The 24,943-nt window shown below is 49.5% G+C and carries 22 protein-coding genes and 1 riboswitch; of the genes, 11 read left to right on the plus strand and 11 right to left on the minus strand.

Annotation, left to right across the window (positions count from 1 at the left end; genetic code table 11):
• Positions 1-17 precede the first annotated feature (17 nt).
• From L7E55_RS04855 to L7E55_RS04880, 6 genes are read left to right on the plus strand one after another with little or no spacing between them, the layout of a single operon-like run.
• Complete coding sequence (locus L7E55_RS04855) at positions 18-1,052, plus strand: ABC transporter substrate-binding protein (RefSeq protein WP_277442930.1); 1,035 nt, start codon at positions 18-20, stop codon at positions 1,050-1,052.
• The gene (locus L7E55_RS04860) at positions 1,033-3,099 is read left to right on the plus strand and encodes a molybdopterin-containing oxidoreductase family protein (protein ID WP_277442931.1); all 2,067 of its coding nucleotides are present in this window, start codon (positions 1,033-1,035) and stop codon (positions 3,097-3,099) included. The genes L7E55_RS04855 and L7E55_RS04860 overlap by 20 nt, the downstream gene beginning before the upstream one ends.
• A 19-nt stretch (positions 3,100-3,118) precedes the next feature.
• The gene (locus tag L7E55_RS04865) at positions 3,119-4,183 is read left to right on the plus strand and encodes a uroporphyrinogen decarboxylase family protein (RefSeq protein WP_277442932.1); all 1,065 of its coding nucleotides are present in this window, start codon (positions 3,119-3,121) and stop codon (positions 4,181-4,183) included.
• Between the two features lie 50 nt (positions 4,184-4,233).
• Positions 4,234-5,256, plus strand: a complete 1,023-nt coding sequence (locus L7E55_RS04870) for a uroporphyrinogen decarboxylase family protein (RefSeq protein WP_277442934.1) — start codon at positions 4,234-4,236, stop codon at positions 5,254-5,256.
• Positions 5,240-6,094, plus strand: a complete 855-nt coding sequence (locus L7E55_RS04875; RefSeq protein WP_277442935.1) for a uroporphyrinogen decarboxylase family protein — start codon at positions 5,240-5,242, stop codon at positions 6,092-6,094. The genes L7E55_RS04870 and L7E55_RS04875 overlap by 17 nt, the downstream gene beginning before the upstream one ends.
• A 7-nt stretch (positions 6,095-6,101) precedes the next feature.
• Positions 6,102-7,910, plus strand: coding sequence for an ASKHA domain-containing protein (locus L7E55_RS04880; protein WP_277442936.1), 1,809 nt, complete (start codon positions 6,102-6,104; stop codon positions 7,908-7,910).
• 349 nt (positions 7,911-8,259) lie between these two features.
• Here the strand turns inward: L7E55_RS04880 and fdhD are convergent, their stop codons facing one another.
• The 3 genes from fdhD to nifS all read right to left on the minus strand — a co-directional run bounded on the left by fdhD (position 8,260) and on the right by nifS (position 10,968).
• Positions 8,260-9,051, minus strand: coding sequence for a formate dehydrogenase accessory sulfurtransferase FdhD (gene fdhD, locus L7E55_RS04885; protein ID WP_277442937.1), 792 nt, complete (start codon positions 9,049-9,051; stop codon positions 8,260-8,262).
• 39 nt (positions 9,052-9,090) lie between these two features.
• Positions 9,091-9,408, minus strand: coding sequence for a TusE/DsrC/DsvC family sulfur relay protein (locus tag L7E55_RS04890; RefSeq protein ID WP_277442938.1), 318 nt, complete (start codon positions 9,406-9,408; stop codon positions 9,091-9,093).
• 342 nt (positions 9,409-9,750) lie between these two features.
• Complete coding sequence (gene nifS, locus L7E55_RS04895) at positions 9,751-10,968, minus strand: cysteine desulfurase NifS (RefSeq protein ID WP_277442939.1); 1,218 nt, start codon at positions 10,966-10,968, stop codon at positions 9,751-9,753.
• 192 nt (positions 10,969-11,160) lie between these two features.
• A riboswitch (SAM riboswitch) is annotated at positions 11,161-11,269 on the plus strand.
• Between the two features lie 77 nt (positions 11,270-11,346).
• On the opposite strand from nifS, the gene metX reads away from it, so the two are divergent.
• Together metX and metW are read left to right on the plus strand one after the other, a co-directional pair.
• A complete protein-coding gene (gene metX / locus L7E55_RS04900; protein WP_277442940.1) occupies positions 11,347-12,555 on the plus strand; it encodes a homoserine O-acetyltransferase MetX in 1,209 nt (402 codons plus the stop codon).
• Entirely contained in the window at positions 12,552-13,202 is a 651-nt protein-coding gene (gene metW, locus L7E55_RS04905) for a methionine biosynthesis protein MetW (protein WP_277442941.1), read from the plus strand. Before metX ends, metW begins: the two co-directional genes overlap by 4 nt.
• Before the next feature lie 16 nt (positions 13,203-13,218).
• Here the strand turns inward: metW and L7E55_RS04910 are convergent, their stop codons facing one another.
• Entirely contained in the window at positions 13,219-13,617 is a 399-nt protein-coding gene (locus tag L7E55_RS04910) for a DUF2680 domain-containing protein (RefSeq protein ID WP_277442942.1), read from the minus strand.
• Between the two features lie 189 nt (positions 13,618-13,806).
• The gene (locus tag L7E55_RS04915) at positions 13,807-14,175 is read right to left on the minus strand and encodes a CAP domain-containing protein (RefSeq protein ID WP_277442943.1); all 369 of its coding nucleotides are present in this window, start codon (positions 14,173-14,175) and stop codon (positions 13,807-13,809) included.
• 232 nt (positions 14,176-14,407) lie between these two features.
• Here L7E55_RS04915 and L7E55_RS04920 point away from each other — a divergent pair, with 232 nt between their 5' ends.
• The 3 genes from L7E55_RS04920 (at position 14,408) to L7E55_RS04930 (ending at position 16,973) form a co-directional block, all read left to right on the plus strand.
• On the plus strand, positions 14,408-14,815 hold the full coding sequence (locus L7E55_RS04920; RefSeq protein ID WP_277442944.1) for a PaaI family thioesterase: 408 nt from the start codon (positions 14,408-14,410) through the stop codon (positions 14,813-14,815).
• Positions 14,816-14,835: 20 nt separating this feature from the next.
• The gene (locus L7E55_RS04925; RefSeq protein ID WP_277442945.1) at positions 14,836-16,173 is read left to right on the plus strand and encodes a M20/M25/M40 family metallo-hydrolase; all 1,338 of its coding nucleotides are present in this window, start codon (positions 14,836-14,838) and stop codon (positions 16,171-16,173) included.
• Positions 16,174-16,391: 218 nt separating this feature from the next.
• On the plus strand, positions 16,392-16,973 hold the full coding sequence (locus L7E55_RS04930; protein WP_277442946.1) for a Uma2 family endonuclease: 582 nt from the start codon (positions 16,392-16,394) through the stop codon (positions 16,971-16,973).
• A 78-nt stretch (positions 16,974-17,051) separates the two neighbouring features.
• Here the strand turns inward: L7E55_RS04930 and L7E55_RS04935 are convergent, their stop codons facing one another.
• The 6 genes from L7E55_RS04935 to mfd form a co-directional block, all read right to left on the minus strand.
• Complete coding sequence (locus L7E55_RS04935) at positions 17,052-17,330, minus strand: RNA-binding S4 domain-containing protein (RefSeq protein ID WP_277442947.1); 279 nt, start codon at positions 17,328-17,330, stop codon at positions 17,052-17,054.
• A 131-nt stretch (positions 17,331-17,461) separates the two neighbouring features.
• Entirely contained in the window at positions 17,462-17,737 is a 276-nt protein-coding gene (locus tag L7E55_RS04940) for an HU family DNA-binding protein (protein WP_277442948.1), read from the minus strand.
• A 106-nt stretch (positions 17,738-17,843) separates the two neighbouring features.
• Positions 17,844-19,502, minus strand: a complete 1,659-nt coding sequence (gene mazG / locus L7E55_RS04945; RefSeq protein WP_277442949.1) for a nucleoside triphosphate pyrophosphohydrolase — start codon at positions 19,500-19,502, stop codon at positions 17,844-17,846.
• 115 nt (positions 19,503-19,617) lie between these two features.
• Positions 19,618-20,178 carry a stage V sporulation protein T gene (gene spoVT, locus L7E55_RS04950; protein WP_277442950.1) on the minus strand — a complete coding sequence of 187 codons (561 nt, stop codon included), beginning with the start codon at positions 20,176-20,178 and terminating at the stop codon, positions 19,618-19,620.
• A 128-nt stretch (positions 20,179-20,306) separates the two neighbouring features.
• Positions 20,307-21,290, minus strand: a complete 984-nt coding sequence (locus tag L7E55_RS04955) for a peptidylprolyl isomerase (protein ID WP_277442951.1) — start codon at positions 21,288-21,290, stop codon at positions 20,307-20,309.
• Positions 21,291-21,317: 27 nt separating this feature from the next.
• Positions 21,318-24,902 carry a transcription-repair coupling factor gene (gene mfd / locus L7E55_RS04960; RefSeq protein WP_277442952.1) on the minus strand — a complete coding sequence of 1,195 codons (3,585 nt, stop codon included), beginning with the start codon at positions 24,900-24,902 and terminating at the stop codon, positions 21,318-21,320.
• Between the last annotated feature and the right edge of the window lie 41 nt (positions 24,903-24,943).

Here is a 24,943-nt window from a genome sequence, read left to right on the forward strand (position 1 = left end):
ATATGGAGGATTGACTGATGAAATTAAAAATAGTTGTAATTACAGTGTTTATGCTGCTGCTGGCTAACGTTACCGGCTGCGCCGGTAAAAATGCCGTACAAACAAATACCGATAAGAAAATAGAAAAAATTGTGATAGCAGAACCCGGCACGGGAGAAAGCTGGCTCCCCGTTTACCTGGCTGATAAACTGGGATACTTTGACGAACAAGGTCTCAATGTTGATTACTCGGATTTTGGCGGCGGTCATGGCCCCCTGGTGATTGCCTCCCTCATAGCCGGCGACTCACAGTTTGCTTTGACAGGTTATGATCAGGTGCTGAAGACTTATGGTCAAGGCAAAAGCACTAAAATGATCATGGCTACTTCCGACAAGAACCCCTGGTCCCTGTTTGTCGGTAAAGACATTAAGAGTTTTGCCGACCTTAAAGGAAAGAAAATTTCAGGCGGCATGGAAGGTTCGTCACCGCGTGCCTTTGTGAGGGCATGTCTTAAATACGGCGGCCTGGATCCCGAAAAGGATGTGGAGTATGTTACACTGCCCTCGTCGGGATCCTTGATTGGAGCTTTAGAGAAGGGCGAAGTCGCCGCCGGCATTGGCAGCGGGATAACCAAGATTCAGCTTCTTAATCTTGGCTACAAACCGCTTGTGGATCTTACTGATCCGCAGCAGCATCAAAAGGTACTCAATTCAAAAGATTTCCCGCTTTATGTCGTCCAGGTAACCGATGATTTTATAAAAAACCATCCCGATACCGTTCAAAAATTCAGTAACGCCGTAGTGAAGGCTATGCATTGGGAAAACACTCATTCGCCCGAGGAAATTGCGGAAAAAATATCTCCATTTTTTCCCAATGCAAATAAGGACGATTTGATTAGCGATATTAAAGACGTCCAACTTACCTTGTCCAAAGATGGTTACTTTTCTCAAGAAGGCCATGATACCGTTACAAAATCCGCTTTAGACGTGGGTATGATTAAGGAACCGGTAGCGATGGCAAACGTTGTTGACGATTCGTTCTTGAAGAAAGCGCATGATAGCTATGCTAAATAATTGCGAAACCAGGACGATAAAAACAATTTGCGGGATTTGCAACGGCGCCTGCGGGATTTGCCTCGAGCTGAGCGGTGGTGTCATCACCAGTATTAAGGGCGACCAAGATGATCCATTTACCAATGGCTACATTTGCCCCAAAGGCAAGGCTTTGAAAGAATTGGTATACGCGCCGGACCGGCTGACAAAACCGCTTAAAAAGGTGGCGCCCGGCGAGTGGCGGGATATTTCCTGGGAGGACGCCTTTGCTTACATTGTAAGCAAGCTAAAGGAACTAAAGCTAAATTACGGGCCGGAATCCCTGGCTATTCATGTGGGACAAACGGGGGTCAGGAAAGAATTCACTAATTACTTGGAGCGGTTTGCCGCTGTTTACGGCACACCCAATTGCTCTTCAGCGGGAAGTCACTGCCACATATCGAAAAGTATGGCCAACGAGATAACATATGGGATTTTACCGGCCGCCGATTACCTGAACAGCAATTGCATCGTTCTATGGGGATACAATCCCGCCAATGCCTGCCCGCCGCAAATGAATAATATAAACAAGGCGCGAGCCCGCGGCGCCAGGCTAATCGTTGTCGACCCAACGGTTACCCCGGCGGCGCTCAGCGCCGATATCCACTTGCAGCAGAGACCCGGTTCCGACGGGGCTCTGGCCCTGGGGATGCTGTATGTTATTGTTAACGAAGAGTTATATGACAAGAATTTTGTAGCCGAATGGACGATTGGCTTTGACAAGCTCCAGGAGCTTGTTAAAGAATATACCCCGGAAATTACAGAAAAAATCACTTGGGTACCGGCGGCAAAAATAGTAGAGGCTGCCCGCCTTTTTGCCCAAACATCTCCCGCCAATATTTCACCGGGCATTTCGCTGGAACTCCAGACCAACGGTTTTCAAACAGCCAGAGCTCTAGCGATTTTGCAGGCTGTCACCGGCAACCTTGATATAACAGGGGGGGCTCTTTTTGTTCCGCCTGCGAAACTTTCATCTTTGGAAATTCCCATTAAGGAAGCAAAAAAACCGGCTATCGGGGAAAAAGAGTTTCCTGTCTTCCACAAATATACAAAGAGAGCCCAGGCAAACATTTATTACAAGTCGATCTTGAAAGGGGATCCCTATCACATCAAAGGGATGATCGTTGACGGCAGCAATCCGGTGCTAACCTGGCCAAACGCTTCCAAAGTCAAAGAGGCTCTGTCCAGTCTGGAGTTATTATTGGTTATCGATCACTTCATGACTGAAACAGGCCGTTTAGCTGATCTGGTCCTTCCGGCGGCAACTTTCCTCGGACGCTACGAGCTGAGGGATGCTTCTTCGACTTACGGAGTGCAGGGCATCAGTCTGATCGACAAGGTTCTTGAGGACGAAGGAATTACTGACTGGAAATTTTGGAATGAACTGGCCAGGCGGATGGGCCATGAGGAGCACTTTCCCTGGCCGAATGAAGTGGACGCCCTTAATTTCAGGTTGAAACCGTTGGGTTTGTCCTATGACCAGTTAAAGGATAACGGCCTGGGCTATGTTTATTCAGAAAAAGAGGAAAAAAAATACGAAAAGGCTGGCTTTAAGACCTTGTCGGGCAAAGTTGAGATCTTTTCACAAGAATTAGCCGATTACGGCTTCGACCCGCTCCCGGTGTACCGGGAGCCCGGTGAAAGTCCTCTAACAAGTCCGCAGGTCGCTGAAAAATACCCCTTGATATTATCAACCGGAGCAAGGACAATAGGTTATTATCATTCCCGCTACCGCAACATCGAGTCGCTGCGCAAATTACTACCGGAACCGCTGCTTCTCGTTCACCCGGCCAAAGCCGAAGAGATGGGGATCTGTGACGGTGAGACAGTCAAGGTTGAATCGATGCGCGGCAGTATCGAGATGAAGGTAAGTTTCAGCACAAAGTTCGACCCCAGAGTTATCTTCGCGCCACATGGCTGGGATAAAGCCAATAGCAATATCCTGACTGACAGTGAGGTTTTAGACCCGGTAAGCGGGTTTCCGCCTGACCGGGCTCTTTTGGCCCGCATTGTGAAAATTGAAAAATAACGACCGGGGGATAAGGACGATGAGTGAAGACCGGTTGACAAGAGCGGAACGAATGAAGGCGCTGCTCACCAGGAAAGGACTCGACCGGATCCCGGTTAACGCGGGAGCCAGTGTTTACGCCGCCGCCATTTCAGGAATGTATGCCAGAGACTACTATCTAGAACCTGAAAAGGCTATGGAAGCAGGATTATGGGCACTGGCACTGCATCAATATGACGGGACGCCATCCTATAATATACCTGATTGGAGCGGCTGGGATTTCGGGGGGGAAATGGTGTTCCCCACTTCACCCAAAATATCCTTGCCTTATCTAAGCAAAAGAGCTGTACAGGAGCCTGGGGATGTGGAAAAGTTGCAGATGCCTGATTTAGATCAGGCTCCCGCATTCAGCAGGGTTTTCAGGTTCGCTAAAATGGCCTGGGAGAAAGGGTTTGGCGTATCTATTCCCGCGGGATCAGCTATGGGAATTGCCGGCGCTGTTATTGGCCCTGAACTGATGATGCGCTGGCTTAAGAAAGAGCCGGAACTTATCCACCGGGTCCTGCGCCTGGCAACGGATTTCTTGTTAACAATCGCTGACAGGTATATTTTTGAGTTTGGGGCTCTAAATTGTGCCGCCTTTTCAACTTACCCTTTAGAATGCCATGCTTTAATTTCGCACCGTGACTTTGCAAACTTCAGCCTGCCTTATATCAAGGAAATACACCAAAAGCTGTTGGATAAAGGTATAAAAAAATGGATAGTTCATTTATGCGGCGATCATACAAACAACCTGCCTTATTGGACTGGAGAAATTCCTCTGGCCCCGAGAACAGTTTTCCACCTCGGACACGAAGCAGACATCGAACATTTTGCCTGTACCCTTGGAGATGACCATATCATCGGAGGGAACGTCCACACAACATTGCTGCAGACCGGTTCCGCCAATCAAGTATATGAGGCTTCCAGGCAAGTGATCGAAAAAATGAAATACCATCCCGGCGGCTTTATTCTAATGCCCGCCTGCGCGCTGCCGGCCCTTACGCCCCCGTTGAATGTCCACGCGATGCTACAAGCCGCCAGGGATTTCGGTAGATATGAGTAAGACTTGGCGGCGGAAGCGCGCCGGTTCGAAATAGTTTGGGAAGTGAGAAGATGACGGAAAAAGAAAGATTATTGAGTTGTCTGGCCGGAAAGAAAATAGAACGTCCACCGGTTATCTGCCCCGGTGGGATGATGAGCGCGGCTACCACAGAGATACTCCGGAAAGCAAAGGGTAATTTTCATACAGATCCCCTGGTCATGGCTGAAACAGCCGAGGAAATCCGGAGAGCTACCGGTTTTGAGAACTTGGGCGTGCCTTTTTGCATGACGGTGGAAGCGGAACCCCTGGGAAGCGTAGTGGACCTCGGTGACGCGGCGGTGGAACCGAGTGTAACAGCATACGCGGCCCGGGAACCGGCTGATATTACAGAGCATCCCTTCCCCGACCCGCAAAAGGAAGGCCGGCTCCCGGTTGTCCTGGAAGCTATCAGCATTTTAGCCCGGAGAAACACTGAAACTCCTGTTATCGGCAACCTGACCGGTCCGGTCAGCCTGGCCACCTCGGTTATCGATCCCATGAAAATTTTCCGGCTGATGCGCAAGAAACGGGAAGACATACACCTTTTATTTAGCTATCTGACGGAATACCTGATCAGCTACGCCCGCATGCAGATTGCCGCCGGGGCCGATGTGATAACCATCGCCGACCCTACGGCTACCGGGGAAATTTTGGGCGGCGTAAATTTCCGGGAGTTCGTCAGTCCCTGCCTGATCCGCCTGGTAAAAGAAATCCGGGCGGCCGGAGCCGGCGCCATCGTCCACATCTGTGGCGACGCCGCGGTACTCCTGGCTGAATTAAACAAGATCAAAGGAGCCGCTTTAAGTTTTGATTCCCTGGTAAACATGAGACATGCCAAGGAAGAACTTGAAGGTTTCCCTCTGATGGGCAACATCAGCACCCAACTCCTGCACCAGGGCACCCCGGATAGAATTGCCAGGGCGGTTAAAAACAGCTTTGACTGTGGTGTTGAGATCATATCCCCCGCCTGCGGCATCAGCCTGCAAACCCCTTTAAATAATTTAAGGACTCTTACCGGCGCGGTGAAAGGGCTAAATAATGATGACCGGCCGTAAGAGAGTGTGGGCTGCTTTCCAGGGCAGCCATTTAGATCGCCCGCCCAAAGGCGAGATCTTGATCACTCCGGAAATCGTAAAAGAATTTCGCCGCCCCGACATCCAAACTGTTCTTGCTTATTTAAACACGGATTTGGTGGTCCTGCCGATTGAGCAGCCTGAAATGAATTCATCTCTTTGGAGGACCTGGGCAAAAACCGGGTATTTCATTTTTGGCCTTATAACGGGTCCAATAACATACCTCAACAGGAAACTGGGCTGGCTGGGGTTTAGCCGCCTGATGGTAAAGAAACCCTGGGAAGCCCGGGAGATCATGAGCAAAATTATTCAGAACAGCGTCAGATCGGCCACTGCAGCCCTGGAAGCAGGCTGTGACGGAATTATTGCGGCGGATGACCTGGCTGGCGACCGGGGTCTCCTGATCTCCCCTTCTTACCTCGAAAAAAAGTATTTCCCTCTTATCGCCGAATTACTGCGGGGAATCGGCAGCCGGCACGTACCATGCGTCTTTCACTCGGATGGAATCATCATGGAACTTATTGTCCACCTCCGTAAAGCGGGATTTTGGGGAATTCACGGCCTGCAACCATCGGTGGGAATCGGAGCCGGCAGTTTTCGCGGGAAAGGCCTGGAGAACTGGGTTTTTTGGGGGAATTTCGAATTTGAAGGGCAGGCCGGACTAAAAAGTGACACTGAGGTAAAAAACGAGGTCCTCAACCTATTAAAAGAATGGGCCGGTTTCCCGGGCTATATTTTCGGTTCCTCGGGCGGACTGTACAAAGGGCTTTCCCCGAAAGCGATTAAAGCTGCTTACGATGTTATAACATCCTGGAGGTAGGTAAGACATGAGTAAAGGTTTTTACGAGGTGATATTCCAGCCGGAAGGGAAAACCGCTCTGGTTCAGGAGGGCTCCAGCCTCCTGCAGGCCGCCCGGGTGGCTGGACTACGCCTAGAGGCGCCTTGCGACGGCCTTTCAAAGTGCGGGAAATGCAGGCTTAGGGCAAGCGGCAGTTTAAACGCCCCTGAAGAGAAAGAATTGGAGCAGTTGGGCGCGCTGGCAGATGAAGGAATCAGATTAGCCTGTCAGGCCAGAGTTTTCGGGCCTGCCCAAGTAGATCTGCTGAAAAGCAAGGAGGAAACTTTCGAGACCGTCACGGACGGACAAAACAAAGGGGGAAAGATTAACCCCCTGATCAGAAAGCTCGTTCTTCCACCCCATAAAATAGGGGAAGAAAGAAAGACCCTTTGGGAGACCCTTGACTTGAGTCACGCGAAGCATATTTCTCCGGAACGGTTGCCCGTCTTCTTGCGGGCTCTGGCACAGGAACATCTGACGGAGCGCAACTATTCGGAAGCTATTGTGCGAAACAACATACTCCTGGACCTGCGTTACCGCCGGGGGAAAAAATGCCTTGGAATAGCCCTGGACATTGGGACTACCAGTATTGTAGCCGAACTGACGGATCTGGAATCCGGGGAACACCTCGGAACGTGTTCTAGCCTTAATCCACAAATAGCTTTCGGCGGAGACGTTCTGACCCGGATTTCTTACGCGACAAGCCAGGCCGGCGGGGCTCAAATCCTCCAATCAGAAGTGGTCAAAGGGATCAATAAACTTATTGAATCTCTTTGCGGCACTCAGAAAGTTACCTGCGGGGAAATTTACGAAATTGTTGTGGCAGCCAACACAACGATGCTTCATCTACTTTTGGGTGTCAATCCCCGCTCCCTGGCCATCGCGCCATATCGGCCCGTCTTTATCGATCAATTGGAAGTCAGTCCCGGTCCTCTTGGTATCAAAATCGCTCCCGGCGGGGTGGTAACCCTCCTCCCCTCAGCTTCTGCCTTCGTCGGTTCCGACATCGTCGCGGGTCTGTTGGCCACTGACTTTCACCATTTCCAGAAACCTTCTTTATTTATTGATATTGGCACTAACGGGGAAATCGTCGCCCTCAAAGACGGTCTTCTCGCCGGCACCTCTTCCGCCGCCGGTCCCGCCTTGGAGGGAATGAACATTTCTCATGGGTGCCGGGCTGAGGGTGGAGCTATTGAAGCTGTTTCGATTTTCGATGAGGGAGATGTGCATCTCAAGACTATTGGCAATGCTACTCCTATCGGCCTTTGCGGCAGCGGCCTGATAGACCTGGTGGGTGAACTGGTACGGGTTGGGGTCATTGAGCCAAGTGGCCGGTTTAGTAAAAATGAGCGCATACCGGCGGCGTTAGCAGGCCGCTTGGTGGAATTCCAGGGTCAGCGGGCTTTTCTTGTTTCGGAAGATGGGCAGGTTTTCCTGACTCAAAAAGATATCCGGCAAGTCCAATTGGCCAAAGGCGCCATCGCAACCGGTATCGCCTTGCTGTTAAAAGAATTGAACCTCAGTTGTCAGGAGGTCCAACAAGTTTTAGTAGCGGGAGCTTTCGGGTATCATCTAAAACCTGCCTCTTTGTCGGCTATAGGTTTATTGCCCGCCGAGATGCGGGACAAAATAATTTTTGTCGGCAACACCGCCAAAGAAGGAGCCAAGAATGTACTAATTAACAGAGACGCTACCCGGGAGGTCCAGGACATTTGCCAAAGGATAAAAATTAAAGAGTTGTCTTTCCTGCCCGAGTTCCAGGACTATTTTGTTCAGCAACTGGTCTTTCCTGTCTAATCTTTGCAAATCCGAACAAATCGCATTCGGCGACCTTTAGGCATACAACGCGGCTCATGTTCGGCCCTGTAAACGATAAAGAAGGACCTGGCACTTGCTGACCAGGTCCTTTCCTTTGTGTGAATATTTATGAAGTATTCGCAACATGTTTGCATAAAATATGGTGCAGTTTATTTTACTAAACTAATTTAAGGAGTTATAGAATGCAAAAAGAGGAGTTCTACTTTAAAGCTATATCCTTTAAAAAACTTAACTTCTTTTTAAATGTTGCGCTAATAAAAATAAATGAGGCCTGGATAAAGTTTTACTCAGGCCTCATTACCTTATTTTGGACATATAATCTTCAGTATTACATAATCACCTTTTCGGGATGGCTGTAGACATTCATCTTCTCACCACGGGCAAATCCCACTAAAGCAATGCCGAACTCGTCGGCTAAATCCACCGCCAGGCTGGTGGGCGCGGCGCGTGACACTACTATGGGTATACCGCTGTGGCCGGCTTTAATAAGAATCTCCGAAGACACACGCCCGCTCAGCAGCAAACACTTGTCATCAGGCGCCAAATGGTTCAATAAGGCATAACCTAAAACCTTGTCCACAGCATTGTGGCGGCCGATGTCGTCGAACATGCACAGCAACTTTGTATCATCGCCCATAGCCGCGCTATGCACACCGTGAGTCTTGCTGTAGGTTTCAGATCCATATTCCAGTCCACCGATCAAATGTAACAGATGAGAGGCGGCAAACTGCTTGGTGGACTTTACCGGCTCCATTTGTGTAACATCATTGACGAAGTACAGGCATGCCCGCCCCTTGCCGCAGCAACTGGCAATTTGCCGCTTCAAAAATGTCTCGGTTTGCTTCACCGGCGCAGTAGTTTCCACCCACATCAAACCATCATCTTCATTAAAGGTAATATCCTTTATATCAGAATATTTTTTGACTATTCCTTCGTTGATTAAAAAACCTATCGCCAATTCTTTAAACGCGCCTGAAGAACAGATTAAAGTAGCCAGTTCATTATCATTTACATATACTGTCAGCGGTATTTCATCAACAATAAAGTCGTGGCCAGGCTTTACCTTACCTTGATTATAGGTGACTATTCCCCGTTCCTGATAGAGAGATTTTTGAGACACTCTGCCATCCACTCCTTACTTTATTATCAATAAAAAATTTCAGATGCAACCTCTCGGTTTCGGCAGGCCGGCCAGCTTGCAGGCTCCCTTGGCGGGCCCCGCGGGGAACAGCTGGTATATCCGCTTCAAAGTACAGCCGGCCTCTTTGCAAAGCGTGGATAAATTCGGGGCAACCTCGTTTAACTCATAATAATTACGAAGGAATGCGATCACCCGCCAGTGCTCCTCGTTTAGCTCATCGATCCCCTCAGAAGCGGCTAAACTTCTGGCAATATCTTCACTCCAAGAGGCTGGGTCCAAAAGAAATCCATCCTCGTCAATTTCCACCATTACACCGTTTAACTCAAGTACGGACATATATTCTACCTCCATCAACAAGGTACGTACAATTCTATTCCCCCAGTTTAACTATTACGGGCGTAGGCGCCACACCCCCTTCACGCCCAATATCCTAAAATATATAGGCCAATGGGTTACTTCACAGAATTTTCTGAACCAATTTTTCATAATAAAACATTAACGATACCATAAAAGATAATCCCGTATCTATATTATATATTATATTATAAGATCCTTTTTTAAATGGTTATAGATAATTCAACTCTACATTATAACTATCCAGGAGACTGGAACCCCTGGATTCATCTTGCTTTAGCAATTGCTTAGTATAACCGGGTATCATCTAATTTTTTTACCTTATCAGCAATAACTCTGTAAATTTCCGGGATCTTTAATATTTTTGTTATAGTCAATTTCCTCGCTTAAAGGTGACATGGACCGAAATCTTTCAACAATAGGCCCCATGGCCTCCAGGAAGTAATCCACGTCTTCTTCGGTATTACCCGCGCCCAGGGTTAAACGGATAGAACCGTGGGCAATCTCGTGCGGAATGCCCATTGACAAAAGCACGTGTGAAGGTTCCAAGGAACCTGAGGCGCAAGCCGATCCGGTAGAAGCCGCGATACCTTTCATATCCAGGCTCAACAGCACCGACTCGCCTTCGATATATTCAAAAACAAAACTGGCATGGTTTGGCAGGCGAATGGTGGGGTGACCGGTTAATCTAACATGACTGAACCGTTTTGTCACCTCTCCGATTAATTTATCGCGTAAAGTCAACAACCGTTTATTTTCAGCTTCCATATTTTCCATAGCCAGTTCGGCCGCCTTGCCCAGACCCACAATACCAGGCACGTTTTCAGTACCTGCCCGGCGCAGGCGTTCCTGCGCGCCCCCATGGAAAAGCGTCGGCCTCCATCGTGTTCCCTTGCGGACATAAAGCGCGCCGATACCTTTGGGACCGTATATTTTATGTCCTGAGACAGTCAACAAGTCAATCCCCAGATCATCCACATTCACCGGGATTTTCCCAAGACTCTGGACCGCGTCGACATGAAAAATTATACCGCGATCCTTCACTACTTTACCAATCTCGGCAATTGGCATGATCGTGCCGACTTCGTTATTGGCATGCATGATACTGATTAAAATTGTTTTATCTGTTATGGCTTTTTCCACATCATCAACATTTACCATCCCGTATTGATCCACGGGAAGCACCGTGACGCTAAAACCCTGTTTGGCCAACGCCTTTACAGCGTTAAGCGCCGCGTGATGTTCCACCGCACTGGTTATTACGTGGTTTCCCCTCTTGATATTAGTTAAAGCCGCTCCATGGATCGCCATATTATCCGATTCTGTGCCGCCGCTTGTAAATATAATTTCTTCTGATTTCGCGCCAATGGCCTTGGCCACTTTTTCGCGTGATTCATCCAAGGCTTTGCGGGCGATTTGTCCGAAATAGTGCAGGCTGGAAGGGTTGCCATAATTATGTTCAGTCATGAAACGGTATACTTCCTCCGCCACCAGAGGGTGGACAGGTGTAGTAGCACTATGGTCAAAATAAACTCTTCGCATAATTGTATCCCCCATAATATTACCTCATTTCATAGTTAACCACTATACTTTTAAAATTATACTAGCACAACGCTAGTATATTGTCAATCAGATCAAGAAGGCCTTAAATAGCATGTTTTATATCATCAGTTGACAAAAAAATAATATTATCATATTATTTAAATTAAGTTTATATATATTATACACTTAATCTTCTTATCAAGAGAAGGGGAGGGCAGGACCCGAGGAACCTTCGGCAACCTTCAAGCCTTTTGGTTTGAGATGGTGCCAATTTCCGCCGGAAGCACCGGAAAGATGAGAAGAAGAGGCTGTCTCAAAGACCCTTTTCTTCATGAAGAGGGTCTTTAATTTCTTAGGAGCCTCAAGGAGGTTATATATATGGTCAATCCTATTAAAGAAGAGTTAAATGTTCAGGCATCGAACCCGTTACCGGCGGATACTGTTGGCTGGACAGTCCCGCACAGGGCGCGGCTTGCAGATGTGAACAACCCGCTCCCCCTTGATTGCGGGGAAGAAATAACCCCTGTTGAGGTGGAATACGAGACTTACGGCAAACTTAATGAAGCGCGCAACAATGCCATACTTATCCTTCACGCCCTTTCGGGCGATGCCCACGCGGCCGGTAGAAGCGCCAAGGCGGATGAATTGAACCGCCCGTGGCAAAAGAATCGCCCCGGCTGGTGGGACCGCATGATCGGGCCCGGGAAATCCTTCGACACTAACAAATACTTTGTTATATGTTCCAATATCCTGGGAAGTTGTTATGGAACAACAGGGCCGTCCAGCGCCAACCCGGAAACCGGTCAGCCGTACGGCCTCGCATTTCCGGTTGTCACAGTGGGAGATTGGGTCAGACTTCAGGAAAGGTTAATCAGTCATCTCGGCATTAAACGTTTGCGCGCCGTGGCGGGTGGTTCCCTGGGCGGACAGCAAGCCCTGGAGTGGGCACTGGCTTATCCCGGCCGCGTAGAGTCGGCCATCGTCATTGCCTCGTCAACCCGCTTGAGCGCTCAGGGGCTGGCATTTAACGCCGTGGCCCGGCACGCCGTTACAACCGATCCCAATTTTCAAGAAGGCAACTATTATCATGACGCGGCGCCCGACCGGGGACTTGCGGCCGCCCGGATGCTGGCCCATATAACCTACCTTTCGGAAATTTCCATGAGCAGGAAATTCGGGCGCAAATATCGCAACGGGGACGGACCGGGATTTCATCTTGGTGTGGATTTCGAAGTCGAGGGGTACCTTCAACATCAGGGCAACAGCTTTGTAGACCGGTTTGACGCCAACAGCTACTTGTACATAACACGCGCGATGGATTACTATGACGCTTCAAGCTGGGGTGATGGAGACATTGATCAAGCGTGCCGCAGGATTGAGAGCAGGGTGCTGTTAGTCTCATTTTCTTCCGACTGGCTCTACCCGCCGGAACAAATGAAAGAGCTGGCGATAGCCTTGAGCCGTTGCAGAAAACACGTCAGCTACGCTAATATTCAGTCATCGTATGGCCATGACGCTTTCCTTCTGGAGGTCGAGAAGTTATCCCAACTGGTCCGTGGTTTCTTGAAAGTGAGGGGTGTTGAGTGACAAGAAAAAGAAGGAGCCGCTTTGATCATGACGTCATATGCGGTCTTGTCAATGAAGGTTCTTCCGTACTCGACCTGGGCTGCGGAAACGGTGAACTTCTGATAAAACTAATCGAAAGCAAAAATGTGCATGGTTTAGGGATAGAAAAAGATATTGATCAAGTGGCAAAAACCATAACTAAAGGAGTGCCGGTCCTGCATATGGATCTCGACGAAGGGCTAACCGGGTTGCCTGACAGTTCTTTTGATTTTGTTATCTTGGAAAAAACTCTTCAGGCGGTAAAAAAACCTCTTTTCGTCCTTGACGAAATGCTTCGGGTGGGCGGTTCGGGCATCGTCAGCTTCCCTAATTTCGGATACCGGCAGGTCGTTGACTCGCTTGTTACAACCGGCCGGATGCCGGTGACATCAACCCTGCCCTACCAATGGTATGATACTCCGAACATACACCTGTTTACGGCAAATGACTTCCTTGACTGGACCCGCGCAAATCATGTCACTGTGGAACATGGTTTGTTCTGGGTGGATGAGGCAATAATCCCCTTTGAAGAAGGTGACGCGTCTGAAGCCAGCGAAGTTTTATTTGTTGTAAAAAGATTTGACGCGCACATAGAAAACCTCCCCGAGGGGAGGCTGGAAGCAAAATGATGTAAAGAAGGTATTTTTACTCATGACCGCGCATCTCAAAACCTTGTCCTTTAGGACTCTGCTCCATCCTTTGCAGCATTTTATCAGCTTGCTCCTGGGTCATTTTGCCATCTGTCACCGCCTGGGAAATCTCGGCTTTCTTTAATTCGAGCATCTTTTGATAGAATTGATCCATGGTCATGCCTTGCCCGGTAACAATATCCTGAATTTTTTTACCTGCTTGCATTTCGGTTTTAAGCTGCTCTGTAGTAATGCCCAGCGCACTCGCCATGCCGTCAAGGTTGCGGCCTTTCCCTTCAAGACCTTTCTTACCGTTCAGGAAGCCGAGCCTACCCAAGCCAAAATCTTTACCGGCGGCAATCTTGTCGGCTTGCGCTTGAGTGATTTTACCTTGTTGAACTGCTTCGTCGAGCATTTGTTTTTTAGTGGTGTCCAGGGCTGTCGTTACCTGGTCCTGAGTTATACCAAGATTCGTTGCCAGTTTCGATACCCCGCTCCTAAGAGCAGGGCTCGCATCGAGGACTAAGCCGGTCTTGAAAGTCCCCTGGTTAGCTTGTCCGTTATGGTTTATGTTATCCCTTAATTCGGTTTCGGTGATTGCCTTTCAGTAAGACATCCCTATGAACAACTGCGTTACAACAACCCCATAACGTGTTTTGCATATACCAATTCCGATGCTGTCATGCAGGGTGTTAAGTATATTTGGCCGGTGACCGCAGCTGTCCATTATCAGTTCGTGCGCCCGCCGGGTAGTCGCTGCCATGGCAATATTCTCCGCACCCATCGCCCTGGCCGTAATGCCGGCTTTTCGCACCATGTCCAGCGGGAAACCGTAAACGGGGGACCTGTGATTGAAATAATTATTTTTTAACATATCCTCACTTTTCTTGCGGGCCAGGTCTACCAGGCGCATATCCAAAGTAAACGCCGGCAAACCCGCCTTTTCCCGTTCCTGATTAACCAAATCGAACAATAACTTTTCATCGGCGGAAAGGTCTGATATACTGCAGCCCGTTGTTGAATAACCTCCTTCGAGTTACACAGCTACGTCTATCTCATAATATTCCGCCTTTCCGGCATTTGACAATTATTCAATCTTGAATTAAGACTACATTAATAAGTATTCAGTAAATGCCGCTTTTCCTTATGGCAAACAAAAACTATATACTATAAAATAGCAATATATAGAGAGGGAAGGTGCGTTAATGCCCGACATGGAAAAAATAAAAAAGAAGATCTCCACGGATCCTTTTGCCAGGATGCTTGGGGTTAGATTTGACGAACTCGGGGAAGGCTACGTAAAGCTAAGCATGCAAGTCCGAGATGACATGTTGAACTTCAATGGCTCAATGCACGGCGGTGTCATTTTTTCTTTAGCCGACATCGCTTTCAGCGCCGCCAGCAATTCACACGGTACCGTCGCAGTTGCTTTGCACGCCGACATAACCTATTTGAAGGCCGTACCGCCCGGCAGTACGCTGGTGGCCACCGGCGTGGAAAAAAACAAGACCAGGAGAACGGGCTTGTACAGTATCACTATTGATGACGCGGATGGAAACCATATAGCCGTGTTTCAAGGAGTCGTTTATCGAATTGACCAGCCGTTGTTCTAACGGAGGGGGTACTTACATATATGCCGCCAATCAGCGAGCAGATCCTGATCTACCAGCGACCGGTGGAGTTGCTGCAAAGACTGATCCGTTTTAACACAACCAACCCGCCAGGCGACGAGGCGGCGTGTATTACCTATATTAACAACCTGCTGACCGAAGCCGGTCTTGAAACAGCTATCCTTGCCCGCGATCCCGGCCGCCCCAACTTGATCACTCGCCTAACGGGACAGGGCAAGGCCCCGCCGCTCCTGCTCTACGGGCATGTGGATGTCGTCACCGCGGAAAACCAGACCTGGCGCTACCCGCCTTTTGAAGGAAAGATAGCGGAAAGCTGCGTTTGGGGCCGGGGAGCGCTGGACATGAAAGGCGGTCTGGCCATGATGCTGGCCGCTTGCCTGCGCGCCAAAGCCGAAAACCCGGCTTTGCCCGGCGATATTGTGCTGGCTGTTTTAAGCGACGAGGAGAGCGGCGGTGATTACGGCGCCAAATACCTGGTAAACAACCACGCGGGCCTTTTTAAAGGCATCCGCTACGCCATTGGGGAACTCGGTGGTTATACGCTGCGTCTCGGCGGGAAAAAATTCTATATGATCATGGTCGCTGAAAAAAAATTGTGCTGGATGAAGGTGACGGTGCGGGGACCAGGCGGTCACGGCTCCATCCCCCGGCGCGGCGGCGCTATGGCTAAGCTTGCCCAATTGCTGCAACAGATTGAACAGCGCCGCCTGCCGGTGCATATCACACCGGTAGTGCGCCTGATGCTAGACACAATGGTACCCGTTTTACCCGATTCTACCTCCTCGGTCATTCGCCGGCTCCTTAATCCGGCCCTGACTGACAAAACACTTGACCAACTTGATGAGAGCTGGCAGTTCCTTGATCCACTGCTGCACAACACGGTCAATGCCACGATTGTGCATGGCGGCCACAAAATTAACGTGATTCCAAGCGAAATCACGCTTCAACTGGACGGCCGCCTCCTGCCCGGCTGCACGCCGGAAGATATGATTAGTGAACTCCGTGAGATTACGGGCGGCCAGTTTGCATTTGAGTTTATTCAGCGTGGCGCCGACCCAGGCGAACCGGACATGGCTTTGTTTGACACCCTGGCAGAAATTCTGCGCGAGGCTGACCCGGACGGTTATCCCGTGCCGCTTTTGCTGAGCGGCTGCACGGACGGTCACTTTTTTTCGCGACTAGGTATTCAAACCTATGGGTTCATGCCGATGAACCTGCCTCCGGAAATTGAAGTTTCCAAGTTGATCCACGCCGCCGACGAGCGGGTCCCGGTTGAAGCGGTAACTTTTGGCGCTGAAGCAATTTTTCAAGCCCTACAACGTTTCGCGATTAATAATTAAGCCGTCTACCGGCCACATCGTCAGCCGGCTTAGCACTTGGGGCTTAACTGATTTATCATCTTAATGCCTGACCTGAAGTTTTCTTTATTGATTATTTTGGTATAATATTGACATGATTCACTAATATCATATTGACCGAGAGTTTGCATCAAACCATAAAACATTATATAAAAGGAACAAAAGGCAGTCAGATTCAAACAATCAGGGGGGTGCTATGAATGAGTCTACCGCTCCAGGAAATAAAGGCAATACAAGCAGCCATAACGAGCGATAGGATCTACACCTACGAGGATTACTCCAGGCTGCCGGAAGGGGCTCCTTACCAGTTGATTGGAGGGAATTTGGTATTGACACCTGCACCTACAACCTATCACCAGATTATTTCCATGAAACTAGGTACTAAAATGGCCGGCTATGTTATGGAAAAAGACTTGGGTCTGGTTCTTTTTGCCCCAATCGATGTCTACTTTGAAAATACTGAGACTTATCAACCCGATATTATCTTTATTGCTAAAGAGAGACTTTCAATTATCGAGAAAGAAAAAATCAAAGGTTCGCCCGACCTGGTGATTGAGATCCTCTCCCCCGGCACTGGTTACTACGACCTTAAGAAAAAGTTCAAAATATACGAAAATCATGGCGTCAAGGAATATTGGATTGTTGATCCGGAAGACTGCAGTGTGGAAATCTACGCAGTCCAAGAAGGCAAGTTTATATTGAGACATAAAGCAGAAAAAAAAGGCTCGGTCGATTCAAAAGTAGTCACTGGGTTTAAAATTGACGTTGAGAACTTCTTTTGATGTTATTAATAAAAAAGGGGCGATAATAGTTACCGTCCCTCTCGTCATTTGCCCGGCCCGCGACAAACAGATTACTTGTTACGAAAGCTCGCCGTCATTTCTTACCGGCCTGGAATCTTCCAGAATCTCGTATAATTCCGCCGCCATTTTAGCCGGTACATTTTCCCGAATCGATAATATTTTTAGTTTAAGGTTCCTGTTTCCAAAACCAATCATTACAGTGTCACCTGGTTTGACTTCCGCTCCGGCTTTGGCCGCACGACCATTAACCGCAACCTGGCCCCGGTCGCAAACCTCTTTAGCCAGGGTGCGCCGTTTGATCACCCGGGAAACTTTAAGGAACTTATCAAGACGCAAGCATACTTACCACCTTTTACGCAATATCAGGCGCCAGGCTAATGTGGAACAAAGCATGTTCATCTAAAATCAAACGTAATCGCCTTTAAAATCAGACATACCAGCCTGACTATCGATTTTCATTGACAGTCTTACTTGCCCACAGCGTCGCGAAGAGCTTTCCCTGCCTTAAACACAGGTACACGGGCAGCTTCAATGTTAATTTCTTCACCGGTCTGTGGATTTCTTCCTTTACGGGCAGCTCTGTCCCTAATTTCAAAGGTACCGAAACCCACCAGTTGGACCTTGTCGCCCCTTGACAGCGCCTCTTCAATTGCGCCAAGCACCGCACCTACGGCTTTTTCCGAGTCTTTTTTGGTTAATTCCGTTTTTTCGGCAACGTTTGAAATCAACTCAGCCTTATTCATTTGAACCCTCCTATATAAAATAGAGATATTAATTTATAACTTATTCGCTAAAATCCTCGTAGTTCCTTCCGCTAAGAAAATGTTTCCTAGGTTTTTTAATAGTTTTTTACTTTATTTCTTGTTTTTTTGCCTCCTCCCACCAAGCGTCCAGTTCGGAAAGTGAACATTTTTGCAGCTCTTTACCGGTACACCGCGCTTTATTCTCAATATAGCAAAATCTTTTGACAAATTTTTCAGAGGTTGACGCCAAAGCCGATTCGGGTTCCACATCAAGCAGCCTGGCCAAGTTAACCACTGAAAACAGCAGGTCGCCCATCTCCTTTTCAACTTGTTTTTTATCCCCGGTTGAAATGGCGTGTTTAAGTTCGTCCAACTCCTCATGGTATTTTTCCATAGCGCCCCGGTAATCCGGCCAGTCAAACCCGACACTGGCAGCTTTCTTCTGCAGTTTAACCGCCCGCATTAACGCCGGCAAAGCCATTGAAACACCGGCAAGCAGGCTTGCAGGCTTGCTTCTTCCCTTCTCCCCGGCTTTTATTTTTTCCCAGTTAAGCGAAACTTCATAACTGTTCCTGGCGGTTGCCGTGCCAAAAACATGCGGGTGCCGGCGGGTAATTTTTTCACTAATGCCGTTGACAACGTCGTTCATGTCAAATAACCGGTTTTCCGAGGCAATTTGCGCGTGAAATACTATTTGTAGTAATAAGTCTCCCAGTTCTTCACATAATTTATACATATCTTCTTCATTCAGGGCTTCCAAGACTTCATACGTCTCCTCAAGGAGATACGGTCTCAATGTCAGGTGATCCTGCTCCAGGTCCCACGGACAACCTCCTTTTCCGCGCAGCCTCGCCAGCAGGTTGACCAGCGGGTCCAAAGGGAAGCGGCACGAACGCCGGCTGACGTTCAAGGTCCGGCGCCCGTTATTTGAACCGGTATTTGTTTTCTCATTAACCCGGATAACCTCCACGCCTCCGTTTTGTCCAGTTTCTTCCCCATCCCCGACTGCTTGTCCATACAGCCCCTCTCTATCATCCGTACCTGTTTCATTCTTTCCTTGATCTCCGGCCTCCGACCTCTGACTTCCGACCTCCGGTATATACAGGCTTGTCAAATGATCCACCCAGTCCAGCCTGTCCAACTCCGACAAGGGGATATTTTCTATTCTTTCCTCACCCGGTATGCCGGCCCCTCTCACTACCGTGATCAAGTGGCCGGGCGGGTAATATTCCAGAAGCGACACTTTAACGTCGGCCGCCACCAGCCGGCTGTACACCTGTGTGACTACTGCCGGCCTGGCCGGCAGCGGCATATTATTATCGATGCGCAGCCCGTCGACTACCTGGAAACCAGCGCCGGGGTTCAGCCTGAGCGCGGTTATAACAGCGTCAAGAAAACTTAACGCCGGCTGGATGCAAATATTAATATCATCCCGCTCCGCAGCCTCCACAATCAGGCGAACCGACTCCTCAGCCACCAGCGGGTGGCCCGGAACAGCATATAGTACGGGTTCGCGGCGCGCCGCCGCGATTACAGCCTGACAAATCCCCGCGTAGACCTCCTCAAAGCCGGGTGACTGTTCGTACAGATAATCAAAAGTGGAAAACGAAATCCCTTCTTTAACGAGCCAACTGACTACGGGATGTCTACTAGTCCGCAGGAAGGTACAGGTGGAGGCTTTCAAAGCATCCCAGGCGCTCACGGTGATATGACCCGGCGCCCCGGGACCCAGCCCCGTGATGGTTATGCCGGCTTGCAGAGGCATATTTAACGGTACTCCTTTCGCTGACTCTCAAGAATTTTGGCGACCTTTGGGCATACAACGCGGCTCATGTTCGGCCTCATAACAACAAAAAAGTGGCCTTGTAAGGCCACATTGGTTACTGCTCCATTTGTTTGGCCAGGAAACCCGCGGCGGTTTCAGCCAGTTTCAACTCCATTTCACCCATTTTCAAATCTGGTTCCTTTGTGGCCAAGATAACCGCCCCGATTGGGTCACCTTCAGCAATAATCGGAGCGATAACTTCGGAAGAATACCTGCACTCACCTTCTTCTATGGTCAGGCAGTCTTTGCAAAACGGATCTTCTCCCGGGTTATTGATGATTATAGCTTTGCGCTCATCCATTACCTTTTCAACAGCGGTTCCGATTGGTTTGTTTAAAAATTCTTTTTTAGAAGCGCCGGAAACAGCGATTATATTGTCCCGGTCTGCGATACAAGCGATATGTCCCAAAGCTTCGTATAATGAATCGGCATATTCTTTGGCAAAATCCCCCAATTCACCTATTGGTGAATATTTTTTTAGGATTACCTCACCTTCCCGGTCAACAAAAATTTCAAGAGGATCGCCTTCACGGATTCTCAGCGTTCTTCTTATTTCTTTAGGAATTACGACTCTTCCCAAATCATCGATACGGCGTACTATGCCCGTAGCTTTCATAAGCTTCCCTTCCCTCCTTTGTCGGCAAATGTTCACGAAATAACTTTCAATGATAGTATATATCGGAAAGGAGGCGTTTATTCATTTTTTTCCAATAGCCAACGATTATTTTCAACTTTTGTTTGTTTTTACTGTTTTGATGTATCCCCTTCTTTAGCGGTGAGCTTGTTAGTAATCTTGGCGTTGTTTTTTGCTTCCTGCATCATGCTGCTGAACTTGTCACTAACCGCCTGTTGGTTCAATTGTTCGGTGAGACGTTGTTCTATCTCCTCAAAGGGATACTGACCCGCGGCTATTTTCTTCTCCATTTTTATAACATGATAGCCGTATTCAGTCTTGACCGGGGTTTGGGTGAATTGTCCCGGACTGAGAGCAGACGCGGCATCGGCGAACTCCTGGACAGCATCACCCGCGCTAAAAGTGTACAACCCGCCGTTATTTTTGGAACCGCTGTCTTCCGATTTCTCCGCGGCCAAGGCGGCGAAGTCTTTGCCTTGCTTCAACTGGGTAATTACGTCTTCAGCCATTTGTCTGGCCTCGGCGTCAGTATGCTGAACCGGATAGCCTTTGCTCCCGTCGTCAACAAAGAATAGAATGTGGCGGACCTGCAGCTGTTCAGGGTGAGTGAACTGCTCTTTGTTTTCGTCATAGTACTTCTTCACGTCATCTTCGGATACAGGCGGTATGTCTTTGGCCACCTGATCCTGCATGTTTAAAATATACGCTATGTCTTCTTCGCTCATCTTTATTTGCGCCAGAAACTGATTATATTCTTCTGTGCTTGTGAACTGCAATTTAAATATGTTTATTTTATCCTGAACTTGTTCTTTCGTCAGCTTGCCGGATTTTCTGGCTTCCTGCAGAAACAGTTTGTTATTAATCATCTCGTCAAGGGTTTGCTTCCGGAGAGATTCCGTCAAAGTCTGACCCTTGTCCCCGCTGAAATCAACCCCTTGCTTTTCCATACTGGCCTTAGCTTCGTCAACTCGCTGGGACAATTCAGCGCCGGTGATTTTTTCACCGTTAACTGTCGCCACCACATCCTGGCCGCAGCCGGCCAAGGCAAAGATCATCAGCACAGCCAGCGTCAGCGGCAAAATTTTTCTATGCAATACCCCATCTCCTCTCAGATAATGAAATTATACATTACTACGCGTTCCCGTGGCAACCTCCGGCGATCTCTCAGTAAAATCGTTAAACTCGTTGCTGCAACCACCTAAAACGACTAAAAAATCCTCCAGCCGTTTAAGCAGGACTTGATTGTCACCAAAACCGCCGCCGGCCAACTTCAGTTTAATTTCAAATTCTTCGCCGGCGTTGTTGAACTTAACCTCGTTCAAGTAATGCCGGCCGGCGGCCACTAAAGCTTCGCCGGTCAGGGGATGATCCCGGCCGAACAGCAGGCGGTACTGCCCCGGCTGCAAACTGATTTTTTTTACCTTCAACCGCCCGGCCAGTATTCTCACCTTGGCTACCGCCAGCAGGTTCTGCACCACCGCCGGCGGGTCACCGAAGCGGTCCACCAGTTCATCCTCAAAGTCGGACAAATCGGCTGTGGCGGCTAAAGCGGCGATTCTTTTATAAATCTCTACCTTCTGGCCGGTTTCCGGTATATACGTGTCCGGAATGTACGCCTCAACGGGCAGTTCAATGGTGGTTTCCGGCGCCTGGGTTACTTTCTCGCCCCTGGCTTCTTTTACGGCCTCCTCCAGCAAGCGGCAGTACAGGTCAAACCCTACCGCCGCGATATGTCCGTGCTGCTCGGCCCCCAGAATATTACCCGCCCCCCTGATTTCCAGGTCACGCATGGCAATTTTAAACCCCGAGCCCAGTTCTGTAAATTCCCGGATGGCGGCCAGGCGCTTTTCCGCTGATTCGCCTAATACTTTCTCTTTTCTGAAGGTAAAATAGGCGTAAGCCAGCCTGTTGGAACGGCCGACTCTGCCTTTGAGCTGATATAGCTGGGCCAGGCCCATGGTATCCGCTTCCTTGACCAGAAGCGTGTTAACGTTGGAAATATCCAGACCGTTTTCAATAATAGTGGTGCAAACCAGCACATCATACTTGCCGTCCAGAAAATCCATCATAACCTGCTCCAAGTCATCTTCTTTCATCTGCCCGTGGGCCATGGCAATCCTGGCTTCCGGCACAAGTTCCTGCAGCATAAGCGCCACCCGCTCCATGTCCAAAACCCGGTTATATACGAAAAACACCTGACCGCCCCGCCCCAACTCCCTCCGGATCGCTTCCCGGAATAAAACCGGATCTTCATCCAGCACATAAGTCTGAATCGGGTAGCGGTCTTTCGGCGGGGTTTCCAGAAGGCTGGTATCTCTCAACCCTACTAGAGACATATGCAGTGTGCGTGGAATAGGCGTGGCGGACAACGTAAGCACGTCAACATTCTTGCGGATAAACTTTAATCTTTCTTTATGGGCTACTCCAAAACGCTGCTCCTCATCTATAACCAACAGGCCGAGGTCCTTGAAGCGCACATCTTCCTGCACTAACCGGTGGGTACCGATGACAATGTCAACAGTGCCCTGTTCTAATCCCTGCAATACTCGGCGCTGTTCCCGGACGGTCCTGAAGCGGCTGAGCACCTCAACCTTGACCGGGTAGCGCGCAAACCTTTCCCGGAAGGTGTTGTAATGCTGCTGGGCCAGAATAGTGGTGGGCACCAGCACGGCCACCTGCTTGCCTTCCATGACCGCTTTAAAAGCGGCCCGCAGCGCTACTTCCGTCTTGCCATAGCCCACATCCCCGCAAAGCAGCCGGTCCATCGGACGGTTGCGCTCCATATCGACTTTAACTTCTTCAATAGCGCGGATTTGGTCGGGTGTTTCCTCATAAGGAAACGATTCTTCAAATTCCCGCTGCCAAACCGTATCCGGCCCAAAACCATGACCATGCACTGTCTCCCTAGCCGCGTAAAGCGCCAGGAGTTCCTGGGCCATTTCCCTGACCGCTTCTCTAACTCTGCTTTTAGCCCGCGCCCATTCGCCGCCCCCCAGGCGGGACAAGCGCGGCGCCTCACCTTCGCTGCCCAGGTATTTCTGAATGAGTCCAACCTGGTCCACCGGCACGTACAGCTTATCCTCACCGGCGTACTTGACGAGCAGGTACTCTTTCCGGATATCCGCGATAGTCAGGGGCACAACACCCAGGTAGCGGCCGATGCCATAATTAACATGAACGACATAGTCCCCAACTTTCAAGTCTACAAAAGGAGTCAGCCGCTCAAGCTGTTTCTTTTCCTTGTGGATCTTCTTGCGCTGGCCGTACATATTAGACTCGGTTACCACAACCAGCCGGCAAATCGGCAGTTCAAACCCCTCTACCAGGCTGCCGGCCGTAATTACCACGTTGCCGGGCCGCACGTGGCCTTCCAGCGAACCAGTATAAAACGCGTCAATTTGATATTCTTTTAAGGACGTTAGAAGCTGCTGCGATCGTTGGCGGCCTGATACCAGCAATACTATGGCATAGCCTGCTCTACGCCATTCTTTTATCTCGCCGGCCAACATCTCCACGTTGCCTAAAAAGCTGGGCAATGCCTTGCCGTGAAAGTTCACCGTGTTCTGAGGTTCCATAAGACGGGTAAGGCGGGGCAGCAGGGAACCGTAGACTACCTCGCGGGAAGCAAGAGCATCCGCGATGCGACTCCAGTCAACATTGTTCATGAATTGCGAAGGCAGCATGCGTCCTTTCGCCAGCAGTTCCTTATTGGCCTCGGCACGCTCCCGCTGAACAATTTGCGCCACTTCCGCGACGCGCACCGGGTCGTCGACAAAAATCAGGGCGCCTGCCGGCAGGTAATCCATAAGTGTTGCTGTTTCATCATAAAAAAAGGAAAGATAGTGTTCAATTCCATTAAAATAGCTGCCGGCAGCCTCCAGCACCTTTCCGGCTAATTCGTTGAGTTGTTGGACTGCCCCGGCGTCACCTGTCCTGCTCAGCTTGCGCTCTTGGTTCTTATACTCACGCGTCAGTGCGCGCCGGGCATTCTGCCAAACCAGCTCATCGCCGATGATAAGTTCCCTGGCGGGATATATTACCAATTCATTTGTCTTCTCTTCAGAACGTTGAGTTTGCACGTTGAATCTACGGATCGAATCAACCTCGTCATCAAAGAATTCCAGACGCGCCGGCCTGTGCGCGGTCATTGGAAAGACATCCAGTATGCCGCCGCGCAGGGTAAACTGACCTCGCTCCTCCACCAGGTCAACCCGCTCATAACCTAATATCAGTAAGTTGGACAAAAGCCCTTCCAGACTTGTTCGTTCTCCCACCGCCAGGCGCAGAACCGGCGCCCGGAACGCACCGGGAGGGATCAATCGCCTTAACAGGGCTTCCACAGGGGCGACCACCACCATACGTTCACCCGAGCACAGCCCTTCCAGCACCTGCAAGCGCTGCGCCGTAATTTCCTTGCTCTGCGCCAGCACATTATGAGGAATTAGTTCCCATACCGGAAACTGTCTTACGGACACCCCAGGTAAAAGCCCGGCTAACTCATCAGCCAGAACACTCGTTTCCCGTTCTCCCGGCGTGATCACCAACACGGGCAAAGGTGTTATCTGATCAGTCAGACCGGCCAGCAAATAGCTGCGTTGAGAACCGGACAGGCCATAAACCAACTGTTTGCTTAATCCCCTCTTTATTCCTTGCACAAGGCTGTCAAATTCCGCAGAACGCTGCAGAGGTCTTAGAATACCGCGCATACATGTCCTCCTAAAAAATCATCACAAAAAGAGCTTTAGCA

This window comes from Pelotomaculum isophthalicicum JI (genome assembly GCF_029478095.1).
GTDB lineage: Bacteria > Bacillota > Desulfotomaculia > Desulfotomaculales > Pelotomaculaceae > Pelotomaculum_D > Pelotomaculum_D isophthalicicum.

Excerpts from the sequence above, each read along its gene's own strand:
- L7E55_RS04920 (WP_277442944.1), top strand. The coding sequence starts at position 14,408 with ATGCCCGACATGGAAAAAATAAAAAAGAAGATCTCCACGGATCCTTTT.
- L7E55_RS04890 (WP_277442938.1), bottom strand. The coding sequence starts at position 9,408 with ATGTCCGTACTTGAGTTAAACGGTGTAATGGTGGAAATTGACGAGGAT.
- L7E55_RS04875 (WP_277442935.1), top strand. The coding sequence starts at position 5,240 with ATGATGACCGGCCGTAAGAGAGTGTGGGCTGCTTTCCAGGGCAGCCAT.
- L7E55_RS04860 (WP_277442931.1), top strand. The coding sequence starts at position 1,033 with ATGATAGCTATGCTAAATAATTGCGAAACCAGGACGATAAAAACAATT.
- L7E55_RS04865 (WP_277442932.1), top strand. The coding sequence starts at position 3,119 with ATGAGTGAAGACCGGTTGACAAGAGCGGAACGAATGAAGGCGCTGCTC.
- L7E55_RS04925 (WP_277442945.1), top strand. The coding sequence starts at position 14,836 with ATGCCGCCAATCAGCGAGCAGATCCTGATCTACCAGCGACCGGTGGAG.
- L7E55_RS04855 (WP_277442930.1), top strand. The coding sequence starts at position 18 with ATGAAATTAAAAATAGTTGTAATTACAGTGTTTATGCTGCTGCTGGCT.
- mazG (WP_277442949.1), bottom strand. The coding sequence starts at position 19,502 with ATGCCTCTGCAAGCCGGCATAACCATCACGGGGCTGGGTCCCGGGGCG.
- L7E55_RS04910 (WP_277442942.1), bottom strand. The coding sequence starts at position 13,617 with ATGCTCGACGAAGCAGTTCAACAAGGTAAAATCACTCAAGCGCAAGCC.
- L7E55_RS04880 (WP_277442936.1), top strand. The coding sequence starts at position 6,102 with ATGAGTAAAGGTTTTTACGAGGTGATATTCCAGCCGGAAGGGAAAACC.
- L7E55_RS04940 (WP_277442948.1), bottom strand. The coding sequence starts at position 17,737 with ATGAATAAGGCTGAGTTGATTTCAAACGTTGCCGAAAAAACGGAATTA.
- spoVT (WP_277442950.1), bottom strand. The coding sequence starts at position 20,178 with ATGAAAGCTACGGGCATAGTACGCCGTATCGATGATTTGGGAAGAGTC.
- L7E55_RS04870 (WP_277442934.1), top strand. The coding sequence starts at position 4,234 with ATGACGGAAAAAGAAAGATTATTGAGTTGTCTGGCCGGAAAGAAAATA.
- L7E55_RS04930 (WP_277442946.1), top strand. The coding sequence starts at position 16,392 with ATGAGTCTACCGCTCCAGGAAATAAAGGCAATACAAGCAGCCATAACG.
- nifS (WP_277442939.1), bottom strand. The coding sequence starts at position 10,968 with ATGCGAAGAGTTTATTTTGACCATAGTGCTACTACACCTGTCCACCCT.
- mfd (WP_277442952.1), bottom strand. The coding sequence starts at position 24,902 with ATGCGCGGTATTCTAAGACCTCTGCAGCGTTCTGCGGAATTTGACAGC.
- metX (WP_277442940.1), top strand. The coding sequence starts at position 11,347 with ATGGTCAATCCTATTAAAGAAGAGTTAAATGTTCAGGCATCGAACCCG.